The sequence below is a fragment of the Methylobacterium sp. 285MFTsu5.1 genome (assembly GCF_000383455.1).
Lineage (GTDB): Bacteria > Pseudomonadota > Alphaproteobacteria > Rhizobiales > Beijerinckiaceae > Methylobacterium.
In genome coordinates, this window is the sequence record NZ_KB911285.1 from 44,013 (window position 1) to 64,176 (window position 20,164).

The 20,164-nt window shown below is 73.8% G+C and carries 19 protein-coding genes; 2 read left to right on the top strand and 17 right to left on the bottom strand.

Features of this window, described 5'->3' with window-relative positions; translation table 11 throughout:
- Window positions 1-25: 25 nt before the first annotated feature.
- The 4 genes from H288_RS0121180 to H288_RS0121195 form a co-directional block, all read right to left on the bottom strand.
- The gene (locus H288_RS0121180; RefSeq protein WP_026605164.1) at window positions 26-1,336 is read right to left on the bottom strand and encodes an MFS transporter; all 1,311 of its coding nucleotides are present in this window, start codon (window positions 1,334-1,336) and stop codon (window positions 26-28) included.
- Window positions 1,337-1,443: 107 nt separating this feature from the next.
- A complete protein-coding gene (locus H288_RS0121185; RefSeq protein ID WP_020094579.1) occupies window positions 1,444-2,514 on the bottom strand; it encodes a malate/lactate/ureidoglycolate dehydrogenase in 1,071 nt (356 codons plus the stop codon).
- A 120-nt stretch (window positions 2,515-2,634) separates the two neighbouring features.
- Window positions 2,635-4,134 (bottom strand): M81 family metallopeptidase, encoded by a 1,500-nt coding sequence (locus H288_RS0121190; protein WP_020094580.1) that lies wholly within the window; start codon window positions 4,132-4,134, stop codon window positions 2,635-2,637.
- A gap of 32 nt (window positions 4,135-4,166) precedes the next feature.
- Window positions 4,167-4,883 (bottom strand): DUF1194 domain-containing protein, encoded by a 717-nt coding sequence (locus tag H288_RS0121195; protein WP_020094581.1) that lies wholly within the window; start codon window positions 4,881-4,883, stop codon window positions 4,167-4,169.
- A 222-nt stretch (window positions 4,884-5,105) separates the two neighbouring features.
- On the opposite strand from H288_RS0121195, the gene H288_RS0121200 reads away from it, so the two are divergent.
- Window positions 5,106-5,327 carry a hypothetical protein gene (locus H288_RS0121200; RefSeq protein ID WP_020094582.1) on the top strand — a complete coding sequence of 74 codons (222 nt, stop codon included), beginning with the start codon at window positions 5,106-5,108 and terminating at the stop codon, window positions 5,325-5,327.
- 18 nt (window positions 5,328-5,345) lie between these two features.
- On the opposite strand, the gene H288_RS0121205 is transcribed toward H288_RS0121200, so the two are convergent.
- From H288_RS0121205 to H288_RS0121250, 10 genes are all read right to left on the bottom strand, one after another.
- Window positions 5,346-6,113: a DUF1223 domain-containing protein gene (locus H288_RS0121205; protein WP_020094583.1), complete on the bottom strand. Its 768-nt coding sequence runs from the start codon at window positions 6,111-6,113 to the stop codon at window positions 5,346-5,348.
- Between the two features lie 7 nt (window positions 6,114-6,120).
- On the bottom strand, window positions 6,121-7,137 hold the full coding sequence (locus H288_RS0121210; RefSeq protein WP_020094584.1) for a lipid A biosynthesis lauroyl acyltransferase: 1,017 nt from the start codon (window positions 7,135-7,137) through the stop codon (window positions 6,121-6,123).
- A gap of 139 nt (window positions 7,138-7,276) precedes the next feature.
- On the bottom strand, window positions 7,277-8,299 hold the full coding sequence (locus H288_RS0121215) for a zinc-binding dehydrogenase (protein ID WP_020094585.1): 1,023 nt from the start codon (window positions 8,297-8,299) through the stop codon (window positions 7,277-7,279).
- A gap of 11 nt (window positions 8,300-8,310) precedes the next feature.
- The gene (locus H288_RS0121220; RefSeq protein ID WP_026605165.1) at window positions 8,311-8,598 is read right to left on the bottom strand and encodes an SH3 domain-containing protein; all 288 of its coding nucleotides are present in this window, start codon (window positions 8,596-8,598) and stop codon (window positions 8,311-8,313) included.
- Between the two features lie 32 nt (window positions 8,599-8,630).
- A complete protein-coding gene (locus tag H288_RS0121225; RefSeq protein WP_020094587.1) occupies window positions 8,631-9,398 on the bottom strand; it encodes an SDR family NAD(P)-dependent oxidoreductase in 768 nt (255 codons plus the stop codon).
- Window positions 9,395-10,678, bottom strand: a complete 1,284-nt coding sequence (locus H288_RS0121230) for a beta-ketoacyl-ACP synthase (RefSeq protein WP_020094588.1) — start codon at window positions 10,676-10,678, stop codon at window positions 9,395-9,397. Before H288_RS0121230 ends, H288_RS0121225 begins: the two co-directional genes overlap by 4 nt.
- Window positions 10,679-10,777: 99 nt before the next feature.
- Window positions 10,778-12,034, bottom strand: coding sequence for a Zn-dependent hydrolase (locus H288_RS0121235; protein WP_026605166.1), 1,257 nt, complete (start codon window positions 12,032-12,034; stop codon window positions 10,778-10,780).
- Window positions 12,035-12,160: 126 nt separating this feature from the next.
- Window positions 12,161-12,622 (bottom strand): tellurite resistance TerB family protein, encoded by a 462-nt coding sequence (locus tag H288_RS0121240; protein ID WP_020094590.1) that lies wholly within the window; start codon window positions 12,620-12,622, stop codon window positions 12,161-12,163.
- 230 nt (window positions 12,623-12,852) lie between these two features.
- Window positions 12,853-14,019 (bottom strand): carboxylate-amine ligase, encoded by a 1,167-nt coding sequence (locus H288_RS0121245; RefSeq protein WP_020094591.1) that lies wholly within the window; start codon window positions 14,017-14,019, stop codon window positions 12,853-12,855.
- A 90-nt stretch (window positions 14,020-14,109) separates the two neighbouring features.
- Complete coding sequence (locus H288_RS0121250) at window positions 14,110-15,627, bottom strand: CYTH and CHAD domain-containing protein (RefSeq protein ID WP_020094592.1); 1,518 nt, start codon at window positions 15,625-15,627, stop codon at window positions 14,110-14,112.
- Between the two features lie 375 nt (window positions 15,628-16,002).
- On the opposite strand from H288_RS0121250, the gene selB reads away from it, so the two are divergent.
- On the top strand, window positions 16,003-17,940 hold the full coding sequence (gene selB, locus H288_RS0121255) for a selenocysteine-specific translation elongation factor (protein WP_234082317.1): 1,938 nt from the start codon (window positions 16,003-16,005) through the stop codon (window positions 17,938-17,940).
- Between the two features lie 85 nt (window positions 17,941-18,025).
- On the opposite strand, the gene H288_RS0121260 is transcribed toward selB, so the two are convergent.
- The 3 genes from H288_RS0121260 to H288_RS0121270 form a co-directional block, all read right to left on the bottom strand.
- The gene (locus H288_RS0121260) at window positions 18,026-18,331 is read right to left on the bottom strand and encodes a hypothetical protein (protein ID WP_026605167.1); all 306 of its coding nucleotides are present in this window, start codon (window positions 18,329-18,331) and stop codon (window positions 18,026-18,028) included.
- Between the two features lie 98 nt (window positions 18,332-18,429).
- The gene (locus H288_RS0121265) at window positions 18,430-18,708 is read right to left on the bottom strand and encodes an MSMEG_0570 family nitrogen starvation response protein (RefSeq protein WP_026605168.1); all 279 of its coding nucleotides are present in this window, start codon (window positions 18,706-18,708) and stop codon (window positions 18,430-18,432) included.
- Window positions 18,701-19,927, bottom strand: a complete 1,227-nt coding sequence (locus H288_RS0121270) for an MSMEG_0565 family glycosyltransferase (protein ID WP_020094596.1) — start codon at window positions 19,925-19,927, stop codon at window positions 18,701-18,703. The genes H288_RS0121265 and H288_RS0121270 overlap by 8 nt, the downstream gene beginning before the upstream one ends.
- Between the last annotated feature and the right edge of the window lie 237 nt (window positions 19,928-20,164).

The window sequence follows — 20,164 nt, forward strand, 5'->3', positions numbered from 1 at the left end:
CGCGCCGGTCGCCGTCACCGCGCCGTCACCGCGCCGCTTCGGGGCGCAGGGCCGGGGCGCGAGCGTCGCGGACCGGCAGCGGCGCGATCTCGCCGACCACGAACAGGTAGATGAAGGCGCCCAGCAGGCAGAACCCGCCGGCCACGATCAGGGGGATCACGAACGAGCCCTGGGTGACCGTCAGCATGACGCCGGTGAAGGTCGTCGTCACGATCCCGGCGACGTTCGACGCGAAGTTCTGGATGCCGCCGATCGAGGCCACGTGGGCCGGGGTCGGCGCCACGTCGCCGGGTAGCGCCCAAATCGAGGCCGCCGTGAAGGCGAGGCTGCCGTAGGCGACCGCGAAGCACAGCAGCGCCACGTAGATGTTGGGCGCGATGATCGACAGGGTGATCACCGACGACATTAGCATGCCGCCGACGAGGCAGGTCTTGCGGGCGGCGGTGAGGCTCCAGCCACGGCGGTAGAGCGCGTCCGACGCGAAGCCGCCGAGCCAGCCCGCGGGGATCGACGCCAGGGCGGGCAGGCTGCCGAGCGTGCCGAGCTCCGCCAGGGAGAAGCCCCGCGCCTTGACCAGATAGGTCGGGAACCACGTGATGAAGAAGTAGATCACGAAGTTGAGGCAGAAGAAGCCGGCCATCATCCCCCAGACCGTGCGGTAGCGGAACAGCGACAGCCACGGCACCTGGTTCTGGGCGTCCGCCGCGTCGATGGTCTTCGGCCGCTCCTGCGCGGCCCGGAGCCGGGCGAGCTCCTCCGGCGACACCTTCGGGTGGTTCTCGGGCTCGCGGTAGAGCCACATCCAGAACACCGCCCAGACGAAGCCCAGCACGCCGGTGACGACGAAGGATTCCCGCCAGCCCAGCGTCGCGATGACCCAGGAGACCAGCGGGATCGCCAGGGCGGAGCCCACCCGGGAGCCGCTGTCGAAGATGCTGCTGGCGAAGCTGCGCTCGCTGCGCGGGAACCACGAGGCCGCGACCTTGGCGAAGGACGGGTAGGCCCCGGCCTCACCGATACCGAGCAGCATGCGCAGGCCGAGCAGGGACAGGAACCCCCGTCCGACCGCGGTCAGCGCCGTGCAGGCCGACCACCAGACCACCGCGACGACGAGGGAGAGCCGCGCGCCGACCCGGTCGGCCACGTAGCCGAAGGGCAGCTGCATGATCGCGTAGGTCCAGAAGAAGCCCGACAGGATCAGGCCCATGTCGGTGGCGTCGAGCCCGAGTTCCTTGGTCATGGATGGCGCGGCGACCGCGAGGTTGGCGCGGTCGATGTAGTTGATGGCGTTGGCGGCCATGCAGAGGCCGATCATGAGCCAGCGCAAGCGAGGCATCGTGGGCTCCTCCCGTCTTCCGGGTATGGCGTCCCCGGTCCGTGCGGCGCCCCCGTTGAGGCCGGGGGTCGCCGCCGAGCGTGGTGTCGTGCCGGGTCGTTCCCGGCTCAGGTGCGATAGGCGTTGCCGTCGAGGCCGTGCGGCCGGCCGGCGGCGAGAAGGGTCTCCCAGACGGGTTCGGGCAGCGGCACGCCCTCGGCGAGGCGCTCGGCGCGCATCCGCCGCTCCGGCTCGCCGGGCAGCAGGACCTCGGCACCCGGCATCGGCTTGGCGCTCTTGAAGAACTCGAGATAGGCCCGCGTCTCGGCGGCGAGGGCGTCCTCGGTGCCGAGGGCCGACGGCGTGACGTAGATCGACAGCATGCCGTTGCAGATCCGCCGCTGCCCGGGACCGGCCGTGCCCGAGCCGGTGAGCGCGCCGGCCAATAGCTCGCACATCAGCGCGAGGCCGGAGCCCTTGTGCTCGCCGAAGGCCCGGATCGCACCCGCCCCGCGCTGGTTGTCGCGCTCGACGCCCTCCAGCGGGCCGAACAGGGTCGCCGGGTCGGCGCTGAGGCGGCCGTCGGGCTCGATCAGCGCGCCCTCGGGCAGCGGCTTGCCGCCCCTCGAGGCGACGAGCACCTTGCCCTCGGCGACCAGCGACGTGGCGAAGTCGAGGATGATCGGGTCGCCTCCTGGAACCGGGAAGCCGGCCGCGAAGGGCGCCGTCGAGAAGCGGCGCTCCACGGAGCCGAACGGCGCCACGAGGAGGCTCCCCGCCACGTTGACGAAATGGACCGAGACGAGCCCCGCCGCCGCCGCCCGCTCGGCCCACTCGCCGATCCGGCCGATATGCCCGGCATGCCGCAGGGCGATGATCGCGACGCCGTTCGCCCGCGCCTTGGCGATCCCGAGATCGACGGCGACGGGGCCGGCCGTCTGCCCGAACCCGTAATGGGCGTCGACGAGTGCGAAGTTCGGCGCGTCGGTCACGATCTCGGGCGTGCGGCCGGCCTCGACCTCGCCGGCGCGCAGCCACTCGATGTAGCGGGTGACGCGGACGACGCCGTGGCTGTCGTGGCCGGTGAGGTTCGCCGCCACGAGGAAGCGGCCGATGCGCTCGGCCTCCGGCTCGGCGCAGCCCTCGCGCACGAAGATGTCCCGCACGTAGGCGGTCAGCCTGTCGGCCGGAATCCGCATCCCGTCTCTCCCTCGCCGCGCCTCACCGAGCGCGTACGGGATGAACCTAGCGCCCTCGCACGTGCGGGGCGAGCACCGGCGGGTGACGGCGGCCGCCACCTGTCGTCCCCGCCGGACCGGTCACGGGTCGGACGGGACGGGCCCGGGCGGGTCGCCGTAGGGGAAGAAGTCGGCGGCCCGCATCTGCGCGTAGGCGAGGTGATCGAGGCGCACCGTGCCGAGGAACGGCTCCGGCGGCTCCACCAGCAGGATCGTGCGGGCGTAGCCGCTGTCGTCGAAGCCGCGCCGGAAATGCACCCGCGACTTGATCGCCACGACGTCGAAATCCGCCGGGTCCAGGCCGAGCCGCCACAGCTCGTCGGGCTCGACGATCTGCGCGAGCTGCGGGCTCAGCACGAGGACGTTGCCGGCCCCGAACGCGACGCAGATCCAGGTGCCTCCGCCGCCGCTGCCGGCGACGCCGGGCTCCGGCGCGGCGACGACGCGCAGCACGGTCCCGGTGATGCGCACCGGGTCGCCCGCGGACGGGTCGCCGCCACCGCCGACCGGCGCGTCGAACGGGTCGCCGGCCGCGAGGGACCCCGCCGCGATGTCGGGGGACGCCACCGTGGCGACCAGGGTGCGGGCGAGGCACTGCCGGAGGATCTCGCGCAGCAGCCAGGTCGCCCGGCCCGACCGGTCGCTGTGGTCAGCGAGGACCACCGGGGCGGCGCCCTCCGCCACCGCCGCCCGGGCGAGGCGCACGCCGTCGGCGATCGTGTGGATCCGCGTCGCCTCGAGCAGCGCGCGCCGCTGCCGCCACGCGAAATCCGCGACATCCCGCGCCACCCGCTCGGCGAGGGCCGGGTCGTCGTCGGTGATCGCCTGCACGGTCATCCCGCCGTCCGGGGCGTCGCCCCACGGGAAGCCGAAGAAGACGTTCACGTACACGTCCGGCTCGCGCGCCTCCCAGACGAGGGCCCGCTGCACGAGGTCGGACCACGGTGCGGCGCCGGTCCACTGCACGACGGTCGGCGAGAGGATCGGCACCTTGAGGGTCCGGTGCGCCGGCCGGAAGTCGCCGCGCACGGCGCGCACCAGCATCCGGGCGGCCCGCTGCCCCTGCAGGTGGCCGTCGTAATGCGGGAAGTACTTCACCGCGAAAGCCATGTCGGCGTGGTCGAGGAAGGCGGCGTCCTCGTTGCCGTGCAGGTCGAAGGTCCCGACCAGGATCGACCCCTCGCCCACCGCGGCGCGCACCTGGCGGGCGATGTCGGCCTCCGGCCTGGGGACGCCGCGCACCGCCATCGCGCCGTGCAGGGCGAGATAGACCCCGTCGAACGGGCCCTGCGCCCGCAGCTCCGCCACCATCTGCCCGAGGAAATGCGCGTAGGCGTCGGCGGTGATCCAGCCCGAGGCGGTGCCGGTGCGCGGCCAGAGCGGCGAGGTGATCCCCACGAGCTCGACGCCGTCGTACTCCCGCGCCACCTGCACGAAGCCGCCCATGTAGCCCTTGGGATCGGTGGCGAGCAGCGCGGCCCCGGCGGCCGGTGAGCCGGGATAGATGAAGTCGTCCCGGGTCGTGTCGTTCGGCAGGAACGTGACGGTCTCGTGCGTGAACTGGAGGACGGCAAGGCGCATCGATGGTCGGTCCTCTGGGATCCGGGTGACGGTCAGGAGATCTCGCGCACGAGCTTCGCGATGAGCGAGCGTCCGAAGGCCGCGAAGCTCTCGGCGGTCATCACGAAGGCGCCCTCCCCGCCGATCACGACGCTCCGGTAATACGCGGCCAGGCCGCCCGCCGGATTGGTATGCTCTTTCAGGAAGGCCGGCATCCCCTCGGGTTCGGTGAGGATGACGATGCCGTTCACCGTGATGCCGGCCGCCACGGCGGCGTCCCGGGCCTCGGCGATGGGCCGCCCGGCATTGCCGGTGCCGTCACCGGAGATGTCGATCACCCGGCGCTCGGCGCGGAACGGCGCGCGGGCCAGAAGGTCGGCGGCGAAACCGATCGCGGACCCGATGGCGGTGCGTCCGTAGAACGGCCGCGGCACCGCGCGGAGGCGCGCCGCGAAGGCGGCCGCGTCCTGCGCCGAGGCGATCACCATCCAGTCGACCGCGACCTGCTGCTCGCCGGGTCCGGCCCAGTCGAACAGGGCGACGCCGATGCGCCCGGTCAAGCCGTCGCCGATGGCGCGCAGCACGCGCGGGTCGCCGAAGGCCTCGGCGTAGCCGCGGCGCTCGAGGTCGAACCGGGCCTCGCTGATGCTGAGCGACACGTCCACCGCGAGGACGAGGAGGAGGTCGACGCCCGTATCCGCGGCGCGGGCGGGGCGGCCGGCCAGCGACAGGGCGGCGAACATCCCGGACAGGAACGGGCGTCGCCGCATGGCCGACCCTCGATCTCGGGCGCCCGCGCGGGACGGCGGGCCGCTCACCCATGCAACGAGCCTGCCGACCCGCCGGTTCGAGCGCTCCGGCCGCGACGCGCGAAGGTTCCGCTCCCGCGGCGCGGACCCGCGCCGCTTTCGGCCGCATCACGGGCCGGAGCGGCCGCCCTACCTGCCGCGGATCGGGGCGCCGCCGGCGCCGCCCACCCAGAGACAGTCGTCATGCAGCGTGTTCGCCGAATCGGTCGTGCCATCGAGAACGGGATCGTCGGAGCCGTGACCGGGACGGTCGCAGGCGTCAGCCGGATGATCGACGGGCTGATCGGGCTGGTGGGCCGCCTGTCCGAGCGCCTCGACGCTCGCCTGTCGTCGCTCGCCGACGCGTCCCGGGCGCGCCACCGGCGCGAGGGCCGCCGGCAGATCGACCCGATCTCGCTGGAGTAGCAGCGCGCGACCCCGCGCCTAGAGCCCCGGTCCCTTGGCGGCCCCGAAGATGCGGCCCGGCTTGCCGTCGGCCGCGCCCTGGAGCAGGACGACCCAGCTGTCCGCGTCGGCGACGCGGGCCTGGGTGTCGGGCACCTCGAAGCGGGTCGGCTGGCCCGTCCAGGGACCGAGCCGCTGCATGCCTCGGACGACGTTGACGTAGGTCGCCGTCCGGCCGCCGTTCTCCCCGGACTGGATCGCGATGGCGCGGCTGCGGAGCACGGGCACCAGCCAGACGTCGCCGCGGATCTCGGTCTTGGCCTCCGGGGCCGCCCCGACCTCCACTAGGATCCGGTCGCCGTTGGTCTCCCCGCGCACCGGCACCGGCAGCCCGCCGTGCTGGCAGGCATCGCGGATCAGGCGCTCCAGGGCCGGCCGGTCGGACCCGACGGCGAAGCCGTTGCCGTCGACCACGACCTGGGGCGTGAACACCTGTCGGGCCCCGCGGCCCCGCGCGTAGGCGCGCTGGCGCTCGGTCAGCGGCCGCAGCGCGAGCGTGTCCTTCCAGCCGAGATAGTCCCAGTAGGTCACCGGCAGGGTCAGGGCGATGACGCCGGGCTTGTGGGCGAGGTCGCGCAGGACCGGGTCGGCGGAGCGGCAGGCGCCGCAGCCCTGGCTGGTGAAGAGCTCGACCACGGCGCGGACGGGCTCGGCCCGCGCCGGCATCGCGGCCAGCGTCGCGCAGGCAAGCAGCGCGGCGCGCAGCGCGCGGCGGTCGCGGGTCGGGGCGCGGTGCCGGGGCGTCATCGATCCATCAGACCGTCTGCGAGGCCGAAGGTGAAATCACGTTGGCTTGAGAGATCTCTACTGTCGGTTGAAGTGGCGCCGGCGCCACTCTCGGCTTGGGCAGCATGTCGGGCCGCCAGCGGCGATGCATCCACAGCCACTGGCCGGGGTTCTCCCGCACCCAGCCCTCGACCACGGCCGTCATCGCCTGCATGGCGCCGGCGACGTCGATGGTCCCGTCGGCCGCCCTGGGCAGGTCCAGGGGCGGCGTCAGCTCGAGGCGGAAGCGGCCCTCCGGCAGGCGCACGACGCGCACGCCGTGCACCGGGCAGTCGTAGTGGCGGGCGAGCTTGGCCAAGAGGGGGTTGGCGAGGCATGGCCGGCCGAGGAACTCCACCACGACGCCGCGGGTGAAGTGCTGGTCGATCAGTTGACCCAGGTGGCCGCCGGTCTCGACCACGTCGCGCATGGCGAAGACGGCGCCCGGCGTGGAGGCGGCGAGCCCGCCCATCGTCCGGCGGCGGACCTCCTGGACGAGGCGCGCGGCGGCGGGGTTGTTCGGCGGCCGGAACACCGCGGTGGCGTCCAGGCCGAAACGGGCCGCGCAGATCGCCGGCAATTCCCAGTTCGCCAGATGCGCCGAGAAGATCAGACCGGGCCGGCCATCGTCGCGCAGGGCGTAGAAGTGCTCGATCCCGGCGACCTCCGTCCGCAAGTCGCCGGTGGCGGCGGGATCGTAATCGAACAGGCTGTCGAGATGGGCGTACTCGGCCCCCGTCCGGCCGAGATTGTCCCAGGCCTCCAGGGCGATCCGCTTCCGCTCCGCCTCCGACATGTCGGGGAAGGCCGCCCGGAGGTTCGCCATCGCCGTGCGGTGCGCCGGCAGGAGCGGTCCGAGGGTTCGCAGGAGCGCGGCGCCGAGTGCCGTGGACCGGACCGGCCCGAGGATCCGGGCCAGCAGCACCAGGGCGCGGATCACCGGGATCATCGCGAAGCCCGCGAGGCGCGGGTACGACCGTTTGAGCAGGAGGGCGAGACGCAGCACAGTCGATTCCAGAGAACGGTACGGGCGGCCCCCCAGCGCACCCGTACAGCGACGTTTACGACAAGTCTCCCGCAGCGCGAAATGCGGATCGCCGCACCCGGTGACGGTGCGGCGCCGGGCGGGTGCGCCGCTGCCGGCGCTACAGGCTGACGAGGATCTTGCCGAACACCCGGCGCGATTCGAGGCGCTCCAGACCCTGCGCGAAATCCGCCAGCGGGTACACGGTATCCACCACCGGTCGAATGCCCGCTTCCATCTTGGCGAGGGCCTGCCCGATATTCGCGAGCGAGCAGCCGAACGAGCCGGTGATGCGGTACTGCTGCTGGAACAGCTGCATCAGGTTCATGGTCGCCGAGACGCCCGAGGTCGATCCGCAGGTCACGAGTCGGCCGCCGCGCTTCAGGCAGAGCAGGGAGCCGTTCCAGGTATCGGCGCCGACATGCTCGAACACCACGTCGACGCCCTTGCGCTTCGTGAGCCGGCGGACCTCGCCCTCGAAGCGCTCGGTGCGGTAGTTGATGACGTGGTCGGCGCCGAGCTCGGCGGCCTTGCGACCCTTCTCGTCGTCGCCGACCGTCGTGTAGACGGTGCAGCCGATCGCCTTGGCCATGCGGATCGCCGCGGTCCCGATCCCGGAGCCGCCGGCATGGACCAACACGCTCTCGCCGGGCTCAAGGCGCGCGTTGTCGAACAGCATGTGCTGGACCGTGCCGAAGGCGATGCCCGCACAGGCGGCGTCGGTGTCGCTGACGCCGTCCGGCACCTTCACGACGAGGCGGGCCGGCATGGTCACCAACTCCCGGGCGAAGCCGTCGAGATGGAAGCCCATCACGCCGGACACGTCCTCGCAGAGGTTGTCGCGCCCCTCGCGGCAGGCCTTGCACTTGCCGCAGGTCATGGCGCCGTACGGCACGACCCGGTCGCCCGCGACGAGGCCGGTGACGCCCGCCCCGACCGACTCGACGATCCCGGCCGCCTCCGCGCCGACGATCAGCGGCATCTTCCGCTTGGCGAAGGCCATGCCGCGGAAGCCCCAGACGTCGATGAAGTTGAGGCCGACCGCGCGGATGCGGATCCGGACCTCGCCGGCGCCGGGCGCGGGCGGCGGCTCGATCTCGGTGAGGCGCAGGTCGCGGTCGCCGAACAGTTGGAGGGCTCGCATCGTGTCTCTCGTCACTCCGGCGCCAGGTAGCGCCGCCGCGCCCATCCGAGGGCGCGTCCGGCCTTCACCCGGCACCACGTGGTGCGGCTCGGCGTGTCGTTGGTGCAGCCGAAGACCAGGGCGCGGCTGCGGATCTCACCGATCTGCTCGGCGGACGGGTCCGGCTCGGCGCGGATGCTGAGCGGCTCGCCCGGCGGCAGGCCGGAAATTCGGTAGACCTGCGGCTCCGCCCGGGCGTCGCCCGGGGCCAGGAGAGCCGCGCCGCAGAGGGCGGCGGTGAGGGCGAGGCTGGCGCGCATCGGCAGAATCGTCCGGTTCGGCGGCGCCACCGTCAGGTCCGGTGGACACCCATCATGGCGGTCAGGCCGCCATCGACGGGCAGCACGGTCCCGGTGATGTAGGATGCCCCCTCGCCCATCAGGAAGGCCGCCAGCGCCGCGACATCCTCGGGCCGCCCGAAGCGGCCGGCGGGAATCTGGCGCTCCATCCCGTCGCGGTAGGCGGCGTAGCGCTCCATCATGGCGGTGTCGACGAAGCCCGGGGCGATGACGTTGACGGTCACGCCGCGCTTGGCGGTCTCGATCGCCAGGGTGCGGCAATAGGCGATGAGCGCGCCCTTGGTCGCCGCGTAGGCGGCGTTGCCGGCATTGGCCCGCAGGGCGGCCACGGAGCCGACCGCCACGATGCGGCCCGCGCGCGCCCGGGTCATCTCCCGCACCAGCGCCTTGGCGAGGCGCGTCAGCGAGAAGAAGTTGACCTGCATGGCGGCCTCGGCCCGCTCCTGATCGAGCATCGCCGCGAGGGCGTCGCAGGACTGGCCGGCATTGTGGACGAGGCCGTAATAGCCCGCGGCCTCGGCGGTCTCGCAGAAGGTGTCCAGCGCGGCCCGGTCGGCGAGGTCGACGGGATGGGCCGCGAAGGACCGGTCCGGGTAGGTCGTCCGCAGCTCGGCCAGCAGCGCCTGCGCGGCCTCGGCCGAGGCGCGGTAGGTGAAGTCGACGCCGAGGCCGGATCCCGCCAGCGCGCGGACGATCGCGGCGCCGATGCCGGACGCGCCGCCGGTCACGAGGACCCGGCGCGGGGTGTCGGCGGCGCTCACGCGGGCTCCGCGCCGAGGACCAGGCAGGTGTTCTGGCCGCCGAAGCCGAACGAGTTCGACAGCACGGTCCGCACCGGCAGATCGCGGGCGGTCTCCACGATGTCGAGGGCGATGGTCGGGTCCGGCACGCGGTGGTTGATGGTCGGCGGGATGCGGCCGTGGCGGATGGTCAGCAGCGAGACCGCCGCCTCGATGGCGCCGGCCGCCGTGAGGGTGTGGCCGATCATCGACTTGTTGGAGGTGACCGGCAGGGCGGCCGCGCGGTCGCCGAACACGGCCGCGAGGCCCAGGGCCTCCATCTTGTCGTTCTCCGGCGTCGAGGTGCCGTGCGCGTTCACCGTGTCGATCGCCTCGGCCGCCACACCGGCATCGTCCAGGCTCGCCCGGATCGCCGCGATGATCGGCGCGCCGTCGGGGCTGGACCGGGTGCGGTGGAAGCCGTCGCCCTTCTCGCCGCAGCCGAGGACGTAGCCGAGGATCGCGGCGCCGCGCGCGACGGCGACCTCGGCGTCCTCCAGCACCAGGGCGGCCGCGCCCTCGCCCATGACGAACCCGTCCCGGTCCTTCGAGAACGGCTTCGAGGCGGTCGCGGGCTCGTCGTTGCGGGTCGAGAGCGCCGAGAGCAGCGAGAAGCGGATCAGCGATTCCGGGTTCACCGAGCCGTCCGTGCCGATGCAGAGCGCCGCCGCGGTCTCGCCGCGCCGGATCGCCTCGACGCCGAGCTGGATCGCCGTGGCCCCCGACGAGCAGGCGGTCGAGAGCGAGATCGGCGAGCCCTTCGTGCCGAAGCGGTCAGCGATGCGATCGGCGACCGTGCCGAAGATGAACAGGTCGTGCCAGGGATCGAAGCGGCGCGTCGCCGCCGCCCGCAGGAGGCCGGCGTAGTCGACCGGGCCGTCGCCGCCCGCGGCCTCGGCCAGGGCCTGCCGCTGCGGCCACTCCATCTCGACCGGCGGGACCGCGATGAACAGGGCGCCCGGGAAATCGCCCCTGGCGCCGATCCCGGCCTGCGCCACCGCCTCCTCGGCGGCGACGGCGGCGAACCGCTCGGACAGGAGCGGCGCGACGAGCGGATCGGTGTCGAGGAAGTCCACCGTCCCGGCGATGCGGGTGCGCAGCGTGTCGGTCGGGAACCGCGCGATCGCGTGGATGCCCGACCGGCCCTCGGTCATGGCCGCCCACGTGTCGGCCTGTCCCTGACCGAGGGAGGAGACGACGCCGATGCCGGTGACCGCGACGAGCGGCCGGCCCCTGGCGTCGCGGTAGGATCGCGCGCTCATGGAGCGGTCCTTACGGGATTTTCCGCCGCGGTACACCTCCGCGCGGGCGGTGCGGCGCGCCCGGCGCCGGGACGACGGGCGCCGTCCCGGCGGGAAGCCTCAGGCGCGCGGCGCGTTGGCGAGGCGGAGCACCGTCTGCAGCAGGACGTCGGCGCCGGCGGCGCAGTCGGCCTGCGTGGCCGATTCCGACTCGTTGTGGCTGACGCCGTCCTTGCACGGCACGAAGATCATCGCCGCCGGGACCTTCGCGGCGAGGTTGCAGGCGTCGTGGCCGGCGCCCGAGATGATCCGGCGGCGCGGATGCCCCAGGCTCTCGGCGGACGCGTCGATCGCCGCCACGATCGCGGGGTCGAACGGCACCGGCTCCTTCCGCCAGATCCGGGTCAGCGCGATCTCCAGATGGCGCCGCGCCGCGATCTCGGCGGCCGCCTCGCCGAGCGCCGCCTCCATCGCGTCGAGGGTCTCGGAGCGCGGATCGCGCACGTCCACCGTGAAGGCGACCCGGCCCGGCACGACGTTGCGGGAGGGCGCCAGGATCGCGGCCTCGCCGATCGTCGCCACCGCGGTGGGCGCGTGGCCCAGCGCGATCCGCTCGGCGGCCAGGGCGAATTCCGAGAGCGCGAGCAGCGCGTCGCGGCGGCGCGGCATCGGCGTCGTCCCGGCGTGGCTCTCGAAGCCGGTGATCACGCCGTCGAACCACATGATGCCCTGGCCGCCCTCGACCACGCCGATGGTCTTGCCCTCGGCCTCCAGGATGGGCCCCTGCTCGATGTGCAGTTCGACGAAGGCGCCGATCTCCCGCGTGCCGACGGCCTCCACCCCGCGGTAGCCGATGGCGTCGAGGGCCTCCGCCACCGTGGTGCCGGCGGCGTCGCGCTTGGCCAGGATCTCGTCCGTGGTGAAGTCGCCCGCGTAGGCCGCCGAGGCCATCATGGCGGGGGCGAAGCGCGAGCCCTCCTCGTTGGTCCAGTTGACCACGAGGAGCGGCGCCTCGGTCTCGATGCCGGCATCGTTCAGTCTGCGCATCACCTCGAGCCCCGCCAGCACGCCGAGGACCCCGTCGAACTTGCCGCCGGTCGGCTGGGTGTCGAGGTGCGAGCCGAAGGCGATCGGCTTGCGGCCCATGTCGCGGCCCGGCCGCAGGGCGTACTGCGTGCCGAGCGCGTCGACCGACACGGTGAGCCCGGCCGCCTCGCAGGCCTCCCGGAACCAGTCGCGGACCTGGCCGTCCTCGGCCGAGAGCGTCAGGCGGTTGATGCCGCCGGCCGGCGTGCCGCCGAATTGCGCGGTCTCCAGGATCGTCGCCCAGAGGCGCGCTCCGTCGGCGCGCAGGTTGTGGGTCTTGCTGAGGCTCATCTCGGCCATGCCGGTTCCTTTCACGGCGGATCGCCGTGCGACGCTGACGTTATAGGCGGGCGCGGCCGACTTCGCAGCGCTCCCACCACGCGCACCCGAGAGCAACCGCGGTGCCAACCGGGCCGGTCAGGCCAGCGGGCGCCGCACCGGGTTGGCGCGCAGGAGCGCGATCGCGTCGACCCGGAGGGCGACGGCGATCTCGCCGAGAGCGCCCGCCTCGATGTTGCTGATCCCGTCCTGGTCGGCGACGTCCGCGGCGATCAGGAAGACGTTCTCGCGCTGGGCCGCGGGCCGCTCGGCGACCGCCGCGACGTGGCGCAGGTTCTCGGCCCGGCCGAGGCGGGTGCGAGCCCGGGCGATGCCCTCGTAGAGCTCCGTCTCCAGCATGAGCGCGTCGTAGCCCTTCATCAGGACCGGGTCGGCCTTCAGGCCATGCAGGGCGGCGTCGAATTCGGGGCCCGCGACCTCGCCGTCGGCCACGATGACGTTGGCGGCGGCCGAGACCGCCGCGAGCATCAACGCCTTGTCGCCGGCATAGGCCGTCACGGTACGGCCGACATGGCCGAAGAGGTCGCGCAGGAGGCTCATTCCGGAGGGTCGGCCGCGGAGTCGGGGTGGCTGCTGGGACGCGAGGGATAGCAGAGGACGGCACGGAGGGAACCCGTCGCCGCGCGACCGGCCATAAAGGCGCGCGGTACCGGCGGCCAGACATCCTTCGGCAACATGGCCATGCGACTCATACGGCCGACCGCGTCCTCGAGCGCGGCCGACGGAACGCGGCCTCGACGATCCCCCCTCAGCCGGTTCCGCGCCCGTCGTCACGCCGCCGGAGCGATGTTCGGGTGCCCCCCAGGCCCGGACCTCGAGCCGGCGGCGGTCTCCGCCGCGAGATGATCGACCACCGCCGACAGAGCCGCGCGCTCCCGCGCGCCCGACCGGCGCGCGGCCGCGAACACGCCCATCTGCCTGTCGGCGCTGGTCCCCTCCGCCACGATCCGCGCCGCGTGCCCGCAGGCGGCGGCGCAGCCCAGCGCCTCGGCATCCTCGGCGATGTCGGCGAGAAGGGTCTCGACCAGCGCGGAGACCGGCACCGTCCGGACCTGCGCCTCGTCGATGAGCGTCGCGCGCACGCCGTCGCACTCGGCCCGCCAGAGATTCTCCATGACGAAGCCGCGGGAGGCGGCGGTCAGGCCGGCATTGAGCCGCTTGTCCCGGACCACCCGGCGCACGAGGCAGCGGAACAGCGCGGCGATGCACAGCGCGTCGTCGAGGCGCGTGCAGCTGTCGGCGACCCGCAGTTCGAGGGTCGGATATTTCAGCGACGCGCGCACGTGCCACCAGAGATAGCTGGCATCCGCGATGGCGCCCGAGCGGGTCATCACGTCGACGTAGCGGGCGTAGTCGTCGGCATCGGCGAACAGCTCGGGCACGCCCGTGCGCGGCAGCTCGGCGTAGGCGCGCATCCGGTAGCCGGCGAGGCCGGTCAGTTGCCCCTGCCAGAACGGCGAGCCGGTGGAGAGCGCGAGCAGCACCGGCAGGTAGGGCAGCAGCCGGTTGATCAGCCCGACCCGCGCCTCGGGGTCCGGGACCTCCACGTGGACGTGAAGGCCGCAGACGAGGTTGCGCCGGCCGAGCATCCGGAGGTCGGCCATGATCCCGTGGTATCGGGCCTTGTCGGTGGGGCGCTGGTCACGCCACCGGGCGATCGGATGCGTGCCCGCGGCGAAGGTCAGGATCCCGCGCTCGGCGCCGATCTCCGCGAGGCTGCCGCGCAGATCCGCGAGATGCCCCCGTGCCTCGGCGAGATCGGCGGTCGGCGGCGAGGCCACCTCAACCTGGCACTGGAGCTGCTCGCGCTCGGCGTCGTCGAGGCGGGCCCGCACGGCGGCATGGAAGGCCCGGAGGCCGGCCCGCGGCGTGCCGCGCGTGCGCGCATCGGCCAGGAAGAACTCCTCCTCGATGCCGAACCTGTAGGCGTGGGCCATCCGCGCTCCCTGCCCCGGACGGGCCGATCCGCGTCCGGCGAACGCCGCCGCACCGGCCGGGTTCCGACCGGGCCGGCGGCGCGAGAAGCCTCAGCGCCAGAAGGGCTTGACGTCGAGGAGCTCGGACCGTGCGTCCGCGGCCTCGTCGAGCAATTTCTGTGCCCCCGGATCGTCGGAACCCGGCATCGGCGGTCCCGACAGGCTCTCGGTCATCGCCCGGGCCGTCTCCAGATCGTTGAGCGCGCCGAGATGGTCCTGCAGGTCGGAGAGCGCGGCGCCGAACTTCTCCTGCCGGCGGACCGCCTTCTTCTTCCGGTAGAGACCGGCGAAGAACTCCGCGCCGTAGCGGAGCTTCTTGGCGGCGATCCGCGCCCGGTGCCGCGTGTGCGGATCGAGGTGCCGGAGGCCGCGCCCGCGCTTCTTGAGGCGCGCGCGCGCCTTGTCGAGCACCTGCGCGGCGAAGTGGCGCCCGTCGACGGCCGCGTCGGGGCCGGCGGCCCAGGAGCCCGCCTCGACCCAGCCGGCGAAGTCGATGACGAGCGCGCGCCATTGCGGGCTCTCGAGGGTCTCCGAGACCGCGTCGTACGCGGTGGCGCGCTCCGCCTCGGCGCGCGCGCGCAGGGCGTCCAGGCCGGGCTCGTCGGGGCGCTGTTCCGCGAGATCCGGCAGCGTGTCGCTCAGGAATACGTCGAGGTTGCGGGCGTGGCCGAAGGGCTCGGTGACGCGCTTGATCTCGTCGTTGAAGCCGGCCGCCCGGGGATCGCTCTCCAGCATGGGCCCGAACAGCGACAGCGCCGAGCGCAGGCGGCGCAGGGAGACGCGGATCTGGTGGAGCGCCTCGGGCGGGCGGCCGCCTTCCAGGAAGGCGGTCTCGTTGAGGCGCATGTGGCGCAGGCAGGCGCGCGCCACCCGGCGGAAGACCTCCCCGGCGCTCGCGCCCTCGGGCAGTTCCACCGCCTCGGCCTTCACGACGCCGGGCTCGATCCCGTCGAGGAGCGCGTAGCCGACCGCGCTCTTGGCTTTCACGCCGAGGCGCAGCGGCACGGTCTCGGCCAGCTCCCGCGCCAGCGCGAACAGGTCGGCCGGATCGCCGGACTGGAGTTCCAGCTCGACCTCGCAGAGCGGCGCGACGCCCGAGTCGGTCTCGACATGGCCCTCGTCGAGGGTGACGAGCACGCGCGACTCGCCCTGCGCGACCGGGATCTCTCGGCGCTGCACCACGGTGGCGAACAGCCGCTCCAGCGGCGCGTCGGCCTCGCGCAGGATCGGCCCGGCGGCCGTGTCGGCCCAGGCCGCGGGCTCCGGCGCCTGCCCGGCGATCTCGCTCTCCCACTCGGCCCGGTCGAACAGGCCAACGCCGCCGCTCCCGGCCTTCACGGTCTGGATATGGCGGTCGCCCTTGGCGCGGACGCGCAGGGTCAGGCCGTTCTTCCGGAGCGCGCGATCGGGCGTGTCGTAGTAGGTCGTCACCAGGGATTCGGGCTCGGTCGCCGACGCGTCCTTCAACCGGGGATGGGACGCGAGCGCCGTCAGATCCGGCCCGGCGCAGTCGAGCTTCAGCTCGACCTCGCGGGGCTCCGCCGCGGCGTGGCTATCGGTGTCGCTCATACGCTCCTCTTCGTCGCCTGCCCCGGCTAACGAGCCAGGGATGGGCTCCGGTTGCATCGCATCCTGCGTCGCATCTCGCGGAGCCGGCATCGGGGCGTGACCGTCCGACGCACCCGCGGCAGCAAAGGCGGCGGCGCCGCCGTCGTCAAGCTGGGACGGGACCGGTCGCCCGCGGCGGATGGATGCTGCGCTGCGTTAAAATCGCGCTTTCCCAAAACGGCACGGCGTGGCAAGACAAATTGTCCACAATCCATCTGCCTCGCAGCCCCGGCCCCGACCGCCCGGAGGCGCACACGGCGCCGCGACGCGCCGGCGCGGCGGATTCCCCTTCGAGCGAGCGGTGCGCCCCTTGTGGACGGCGGCACCGCGGAGAAGATGCGGTCGGTGGCTGCTTTGAAGACACTCCTCGTCGGCGTGATCGGGCACGTCGATCACGGCAAGACGGCGCTCGTCCGCGCGCTCACCGGCGTCGAGACCGACCGGCTCAAGGAAGAGCGCGCCCGCGGCGTGTCCATCGTGCCGGGCTTCGCGCTGCTGACCGCCGCGCAGGGCGAGATCGACCTCGTCGACCTGCCGGGCCACGAACGGTTCGTCCGCGCCATGATCTCCGGCGCCACCGGCATGCGGGCCGTTCTGCTGGCGGTCGACGCCCACGAGGGCATCAAGCCGCAGACGGTGGAGCATCTCGAGATCGCCGCCCTCATCGGCGTCCGCCGCGGTGTCCTGGCGCTGACCAAGGCGGACCTCGCGACGCGCGAGACCGTGGCCGCGCGCGCCGCCGAGATCGCCGCAGCGGCCGCCCGGGCCGGGATCGAGGCCGGCCCGGTCATCGCCACCTCGACCGTGACGGGCGACGGCCTGCCGGAGCTCGCCGCCGCCCTCTCGGCGCTGGTGGCGGAGACGGAACCGGTCCGCGACGACGGCTTCCCCTACCTTCCGGTCGACCGGGTCTTCTCCCGGCCGGGCTTCGGCACCGTCGTGACCGGGACGCTGCGACGCGGGCCGCTCGCGGTCGGCGACACCGTCGAGATCGCCCCCGGCGGCCGCACCGCCACGGTGCGCGGCCTGCAGATCCACGGGCGCGCGGTCGAGCGCGCCGAGCCGGGGCGCCGCACGGCGGTCGCCCTGCGCGGCATCGACCTCGACCAGATCGCCCGTGGGCAGGCGCTGTCGCTGCCGGGCCTGCTCGCGCAGAGCCCGTGGCTCGACGTGGCGATCACCGCGGCCGCGAGCCTGCCGGACGCCCTGGCAGGCGGCACGGCCTGCCGCCTGCTCTTCGGCACCACCGAGGTCGAGGCGCGGCTGCGGCTGCTCGACTGCGACGCCCTGGAGCCGGGCGCCAGTACCCAGGCGCAGCTCCACCTCGGCGAACCGGTGGCGGTGCCGGCGCGGGAGCCCTTCGTGCTGCGGCTCGATTCGCCCTCCGTCACGGTGGCGGGCGGCCGGATCCTCGACCCGGCGAGCCGCCGCCGCCGGCGCCACGATCCCCGGGTCATGGCCGACCTCGCCGCCCTGGCGGCGGGCGGTCCCGCCGAGGCGATCACGGTCCGCCTCGGGCAGCTCGGCGCGGCCGGGGCACCGCTCAACGAGCTCGCCCGGATCGCCGGTATCGCGCCGGACCGCGCTCGGCAGGCGCTCTCCGAAGACGGTGCCCGCGCGATCGGCGACCGCTTCGTCGGGGCCGCGGCCTTCGAGGCGCTGCGCACCGGCACGCTGGCCGCCCTGGCACACCATCACCGCGACTACCCGATGGAGCACGGCATCGCCCTGGAGCGCCTGTCCCGCGCCCTGGCGCTGCCCGAGGCGGTGACCGGCGCGGTCCTGCGCGACCTCGCGGCCGCCGGCGGCGTCGCCCAGGCGGGCGCCCTGTGGCGGCGGGCCGAGTTCGACCCCGCGCGGAACGAGAGCGAGGCCGCCCGCCGGCTGGAGCAGGTCTTCCGCCGCGCCGGCCTCAGCCCGCCCGACGAGGCCGAGGCCATCGGCCGGGACGTGCGCCGCCGCGAGGCGCTGACCTACCTCGTGGGAGCCGGCACGGTGATCCGCGCCGTCGACCGGGTGCAGCGCCGCGCCGTGCTGTTCCACCGGGAAGCGGTGGCCACCGCCAAGAGCCGCCTGATCGACGCCTTCCCGACGGCGCGGACGGCGGAGACCGGATTCCTGGCCCGCGAGGCCGGTGCGACCCTGGGAATCTCACGCAAGTTCTCGATCCCGCTGCTGGAGCACCTCGACGCCACGGGCTTCACCCGCCGGGCCGGGGATCGTCGGGTGATCGTCGCCCTCGAACCCGGTCGGGCGGTCCCGGACGCCGGCTGACGCGGCGCGCTCGCTGCGCCGGCGTCCCGCACTTCACCCCCCTCTTCCACGCTCGAGAAACGCGGCAGCGCGATCGGGAACGGTGCTAGTCGTCCACACCCAACCAGTCGCCGCGTCCGGGCTCGTAGCAGGTGTACCCGATCAGGCAGCTCGGGTTGTCGCGGGTCGGCCGAAAGGCGCGCCGCGCGATCTCGGTGGGCTCGCAGAACGAGCGGTCGCGGACGAACCGGTCGTAGGTCATGCCGCCGGTCCCGAGGACGAGCGCTCCGCGCGCCTGGATGAGGCGGATCGTCTGCTGACAGGTCATCGCCGTGCTAGACGGCCGCGTCTGCGCCGCCGCGGGTGACGCGGCCAGCACCAGCACCAGCACTGCCGCAATCCGGGTCATCATCGCCTAGGCCTCCGCGCGCCGTGGGTCCTGCGGACAACCCGGCGCGCCGCTGGTCCGCGCCGCGTCGCCTCGCCGCACGGCGATGCCGCGGGCCCTCATCAGTCCTCGAAGGCCTCGACGTGGACGGTCCCGGGCTCCTGGCGGCGGGCGCCCTCCTCGATCCGGGCGAGCTGCGCCTGCGCGCGGCCGCACGGGAACCCGTAGCGGGCGCGGACGCGCTCGCTGGCGATGCCCAGGGCCAGCCGGGTCAGCGCGACGAACTCGTCGAGCGGGTAGTCCTGCCCGACCGCGAGGTGGTCCTTGATCACCAGCGACGGCGAGTAGCAGGCCTCGCGGGTCCCGTCCGGCCACCGGATATGGAAGCGCATCTCAGGCATCGCGCGGGACCCGCAGCGTGTTCCAGGCCGCCGCCCCCGTGGCCGCGGCCATCAACGGCGCGTCCCCGGGCGCGAGTTCCGCGTAGGTCGGCAGGTGGCGCGCCGCGCAGGCGTCCCAGACATGCGCCCGGGCGACCTCTCGGCCGGCATTGCGCAGCCGCGCCCGCCGGCTCGGCTCCAGGCTCGCCCGCATGGCCGACGCAATGGCGTCGGTGTCGTCCGGGTTCACCGACAGGGCTTCGCCGGGGGCGATATACTCGGTGAAGGGCGGCCGGCCCGACACGATCACCGGCGTTCCGCAGGCCATCGCCTCGAGAACGCACAGACCGTAGCTCTCGGCGAGTGAGGGAGAGACCAGGGTGTCGGCGAGGCGGTAGAGGCCCGGCATGTCCGCCTGCGCCACGGCGCCGGTTCGGATCACCGGCAGCCCGGGCCCGACCTCGAGCCCCTCGCGCTCGAGCGTGGCGCAGCACCGGGCCTCGTAGCCGGCCTGATCGAGAGGCGGCGCGGCGCCGGCCACGACCAGCTGCGCGTCGGGGCAGGTTTGGCGCAGGGCCGCGAAGGCCTCGATGATCGCCAGCGTGTTCCTGCGCGCCTCGAAGCCGCCGACGCTGAGGAAGACCGGGCCGCCGCCGAGGCCGAGGCGGCGGCGGAGCGCGTCGTCTTCCGGCCCGGGATCGGGCGTGAAGGCCGCCCCGTCGACGCCCGTGCCGACCACGTCGGCCCGGGCGCCGTACTCGGCCGCCAGCGTCGCCGCCCAGGTCCGGCTGACGCAGAGCAGGCGCCCGGCATCGAGGATCGCCCGCTCCTCCCACTGCGCGAGCCGCGGATCCGTGAACGTGTCGATCCGGTGGACCGTGCGCACGAAGCCCGGGATCAGGCGGCGCCGGGTCAGGGTGGCGAGCGCGTTGCCGCTGATCCGGCACTGGGCGTGGAAGACGTCGAAGTCGCAGGCGGCGGGCGTCGAGAAATGCGCCAGGTAGTCGGCGATCCGGGCGCCGACCAGCGCGGCGGCCGGTCCCGCGACCGGCTTGGCCGCGACCGAGATCACCGGACACTGCGCCGCGCGGAAGAAGCCGCCGCCGGTCGGGTCGGGCGCGTGGACCACCGCCTCGTGGCCGAGCCTGCCCAGGGCCTCCCCGAGAGCCAGAGCATGGACCACGCCGCCGCGCGGGTCGGTCGAGTGCGTGAGGATCGCGATGCGCAAGCGGTCGACCATGGGACGGCTCACGGAGCCCCGCAGCCGGTCGGGGGACGCGCCGCGGCCCCGACCGCGCGCTCCGCCGCCCTCTCGGAGACGCGTCGGGGTTTGTTCTGCATGGTTCATGCCGACTCGGCGTCGGGCGTGCGGGTGCCGCGACGCCAACGTCGCTGGGGTCGACCCGCCGCGCCGATGTTGCCGGGAATCCTCGGGCAAGGGCGCGCCTCCCCACTCATGCCTAATTTAGCGTTACGA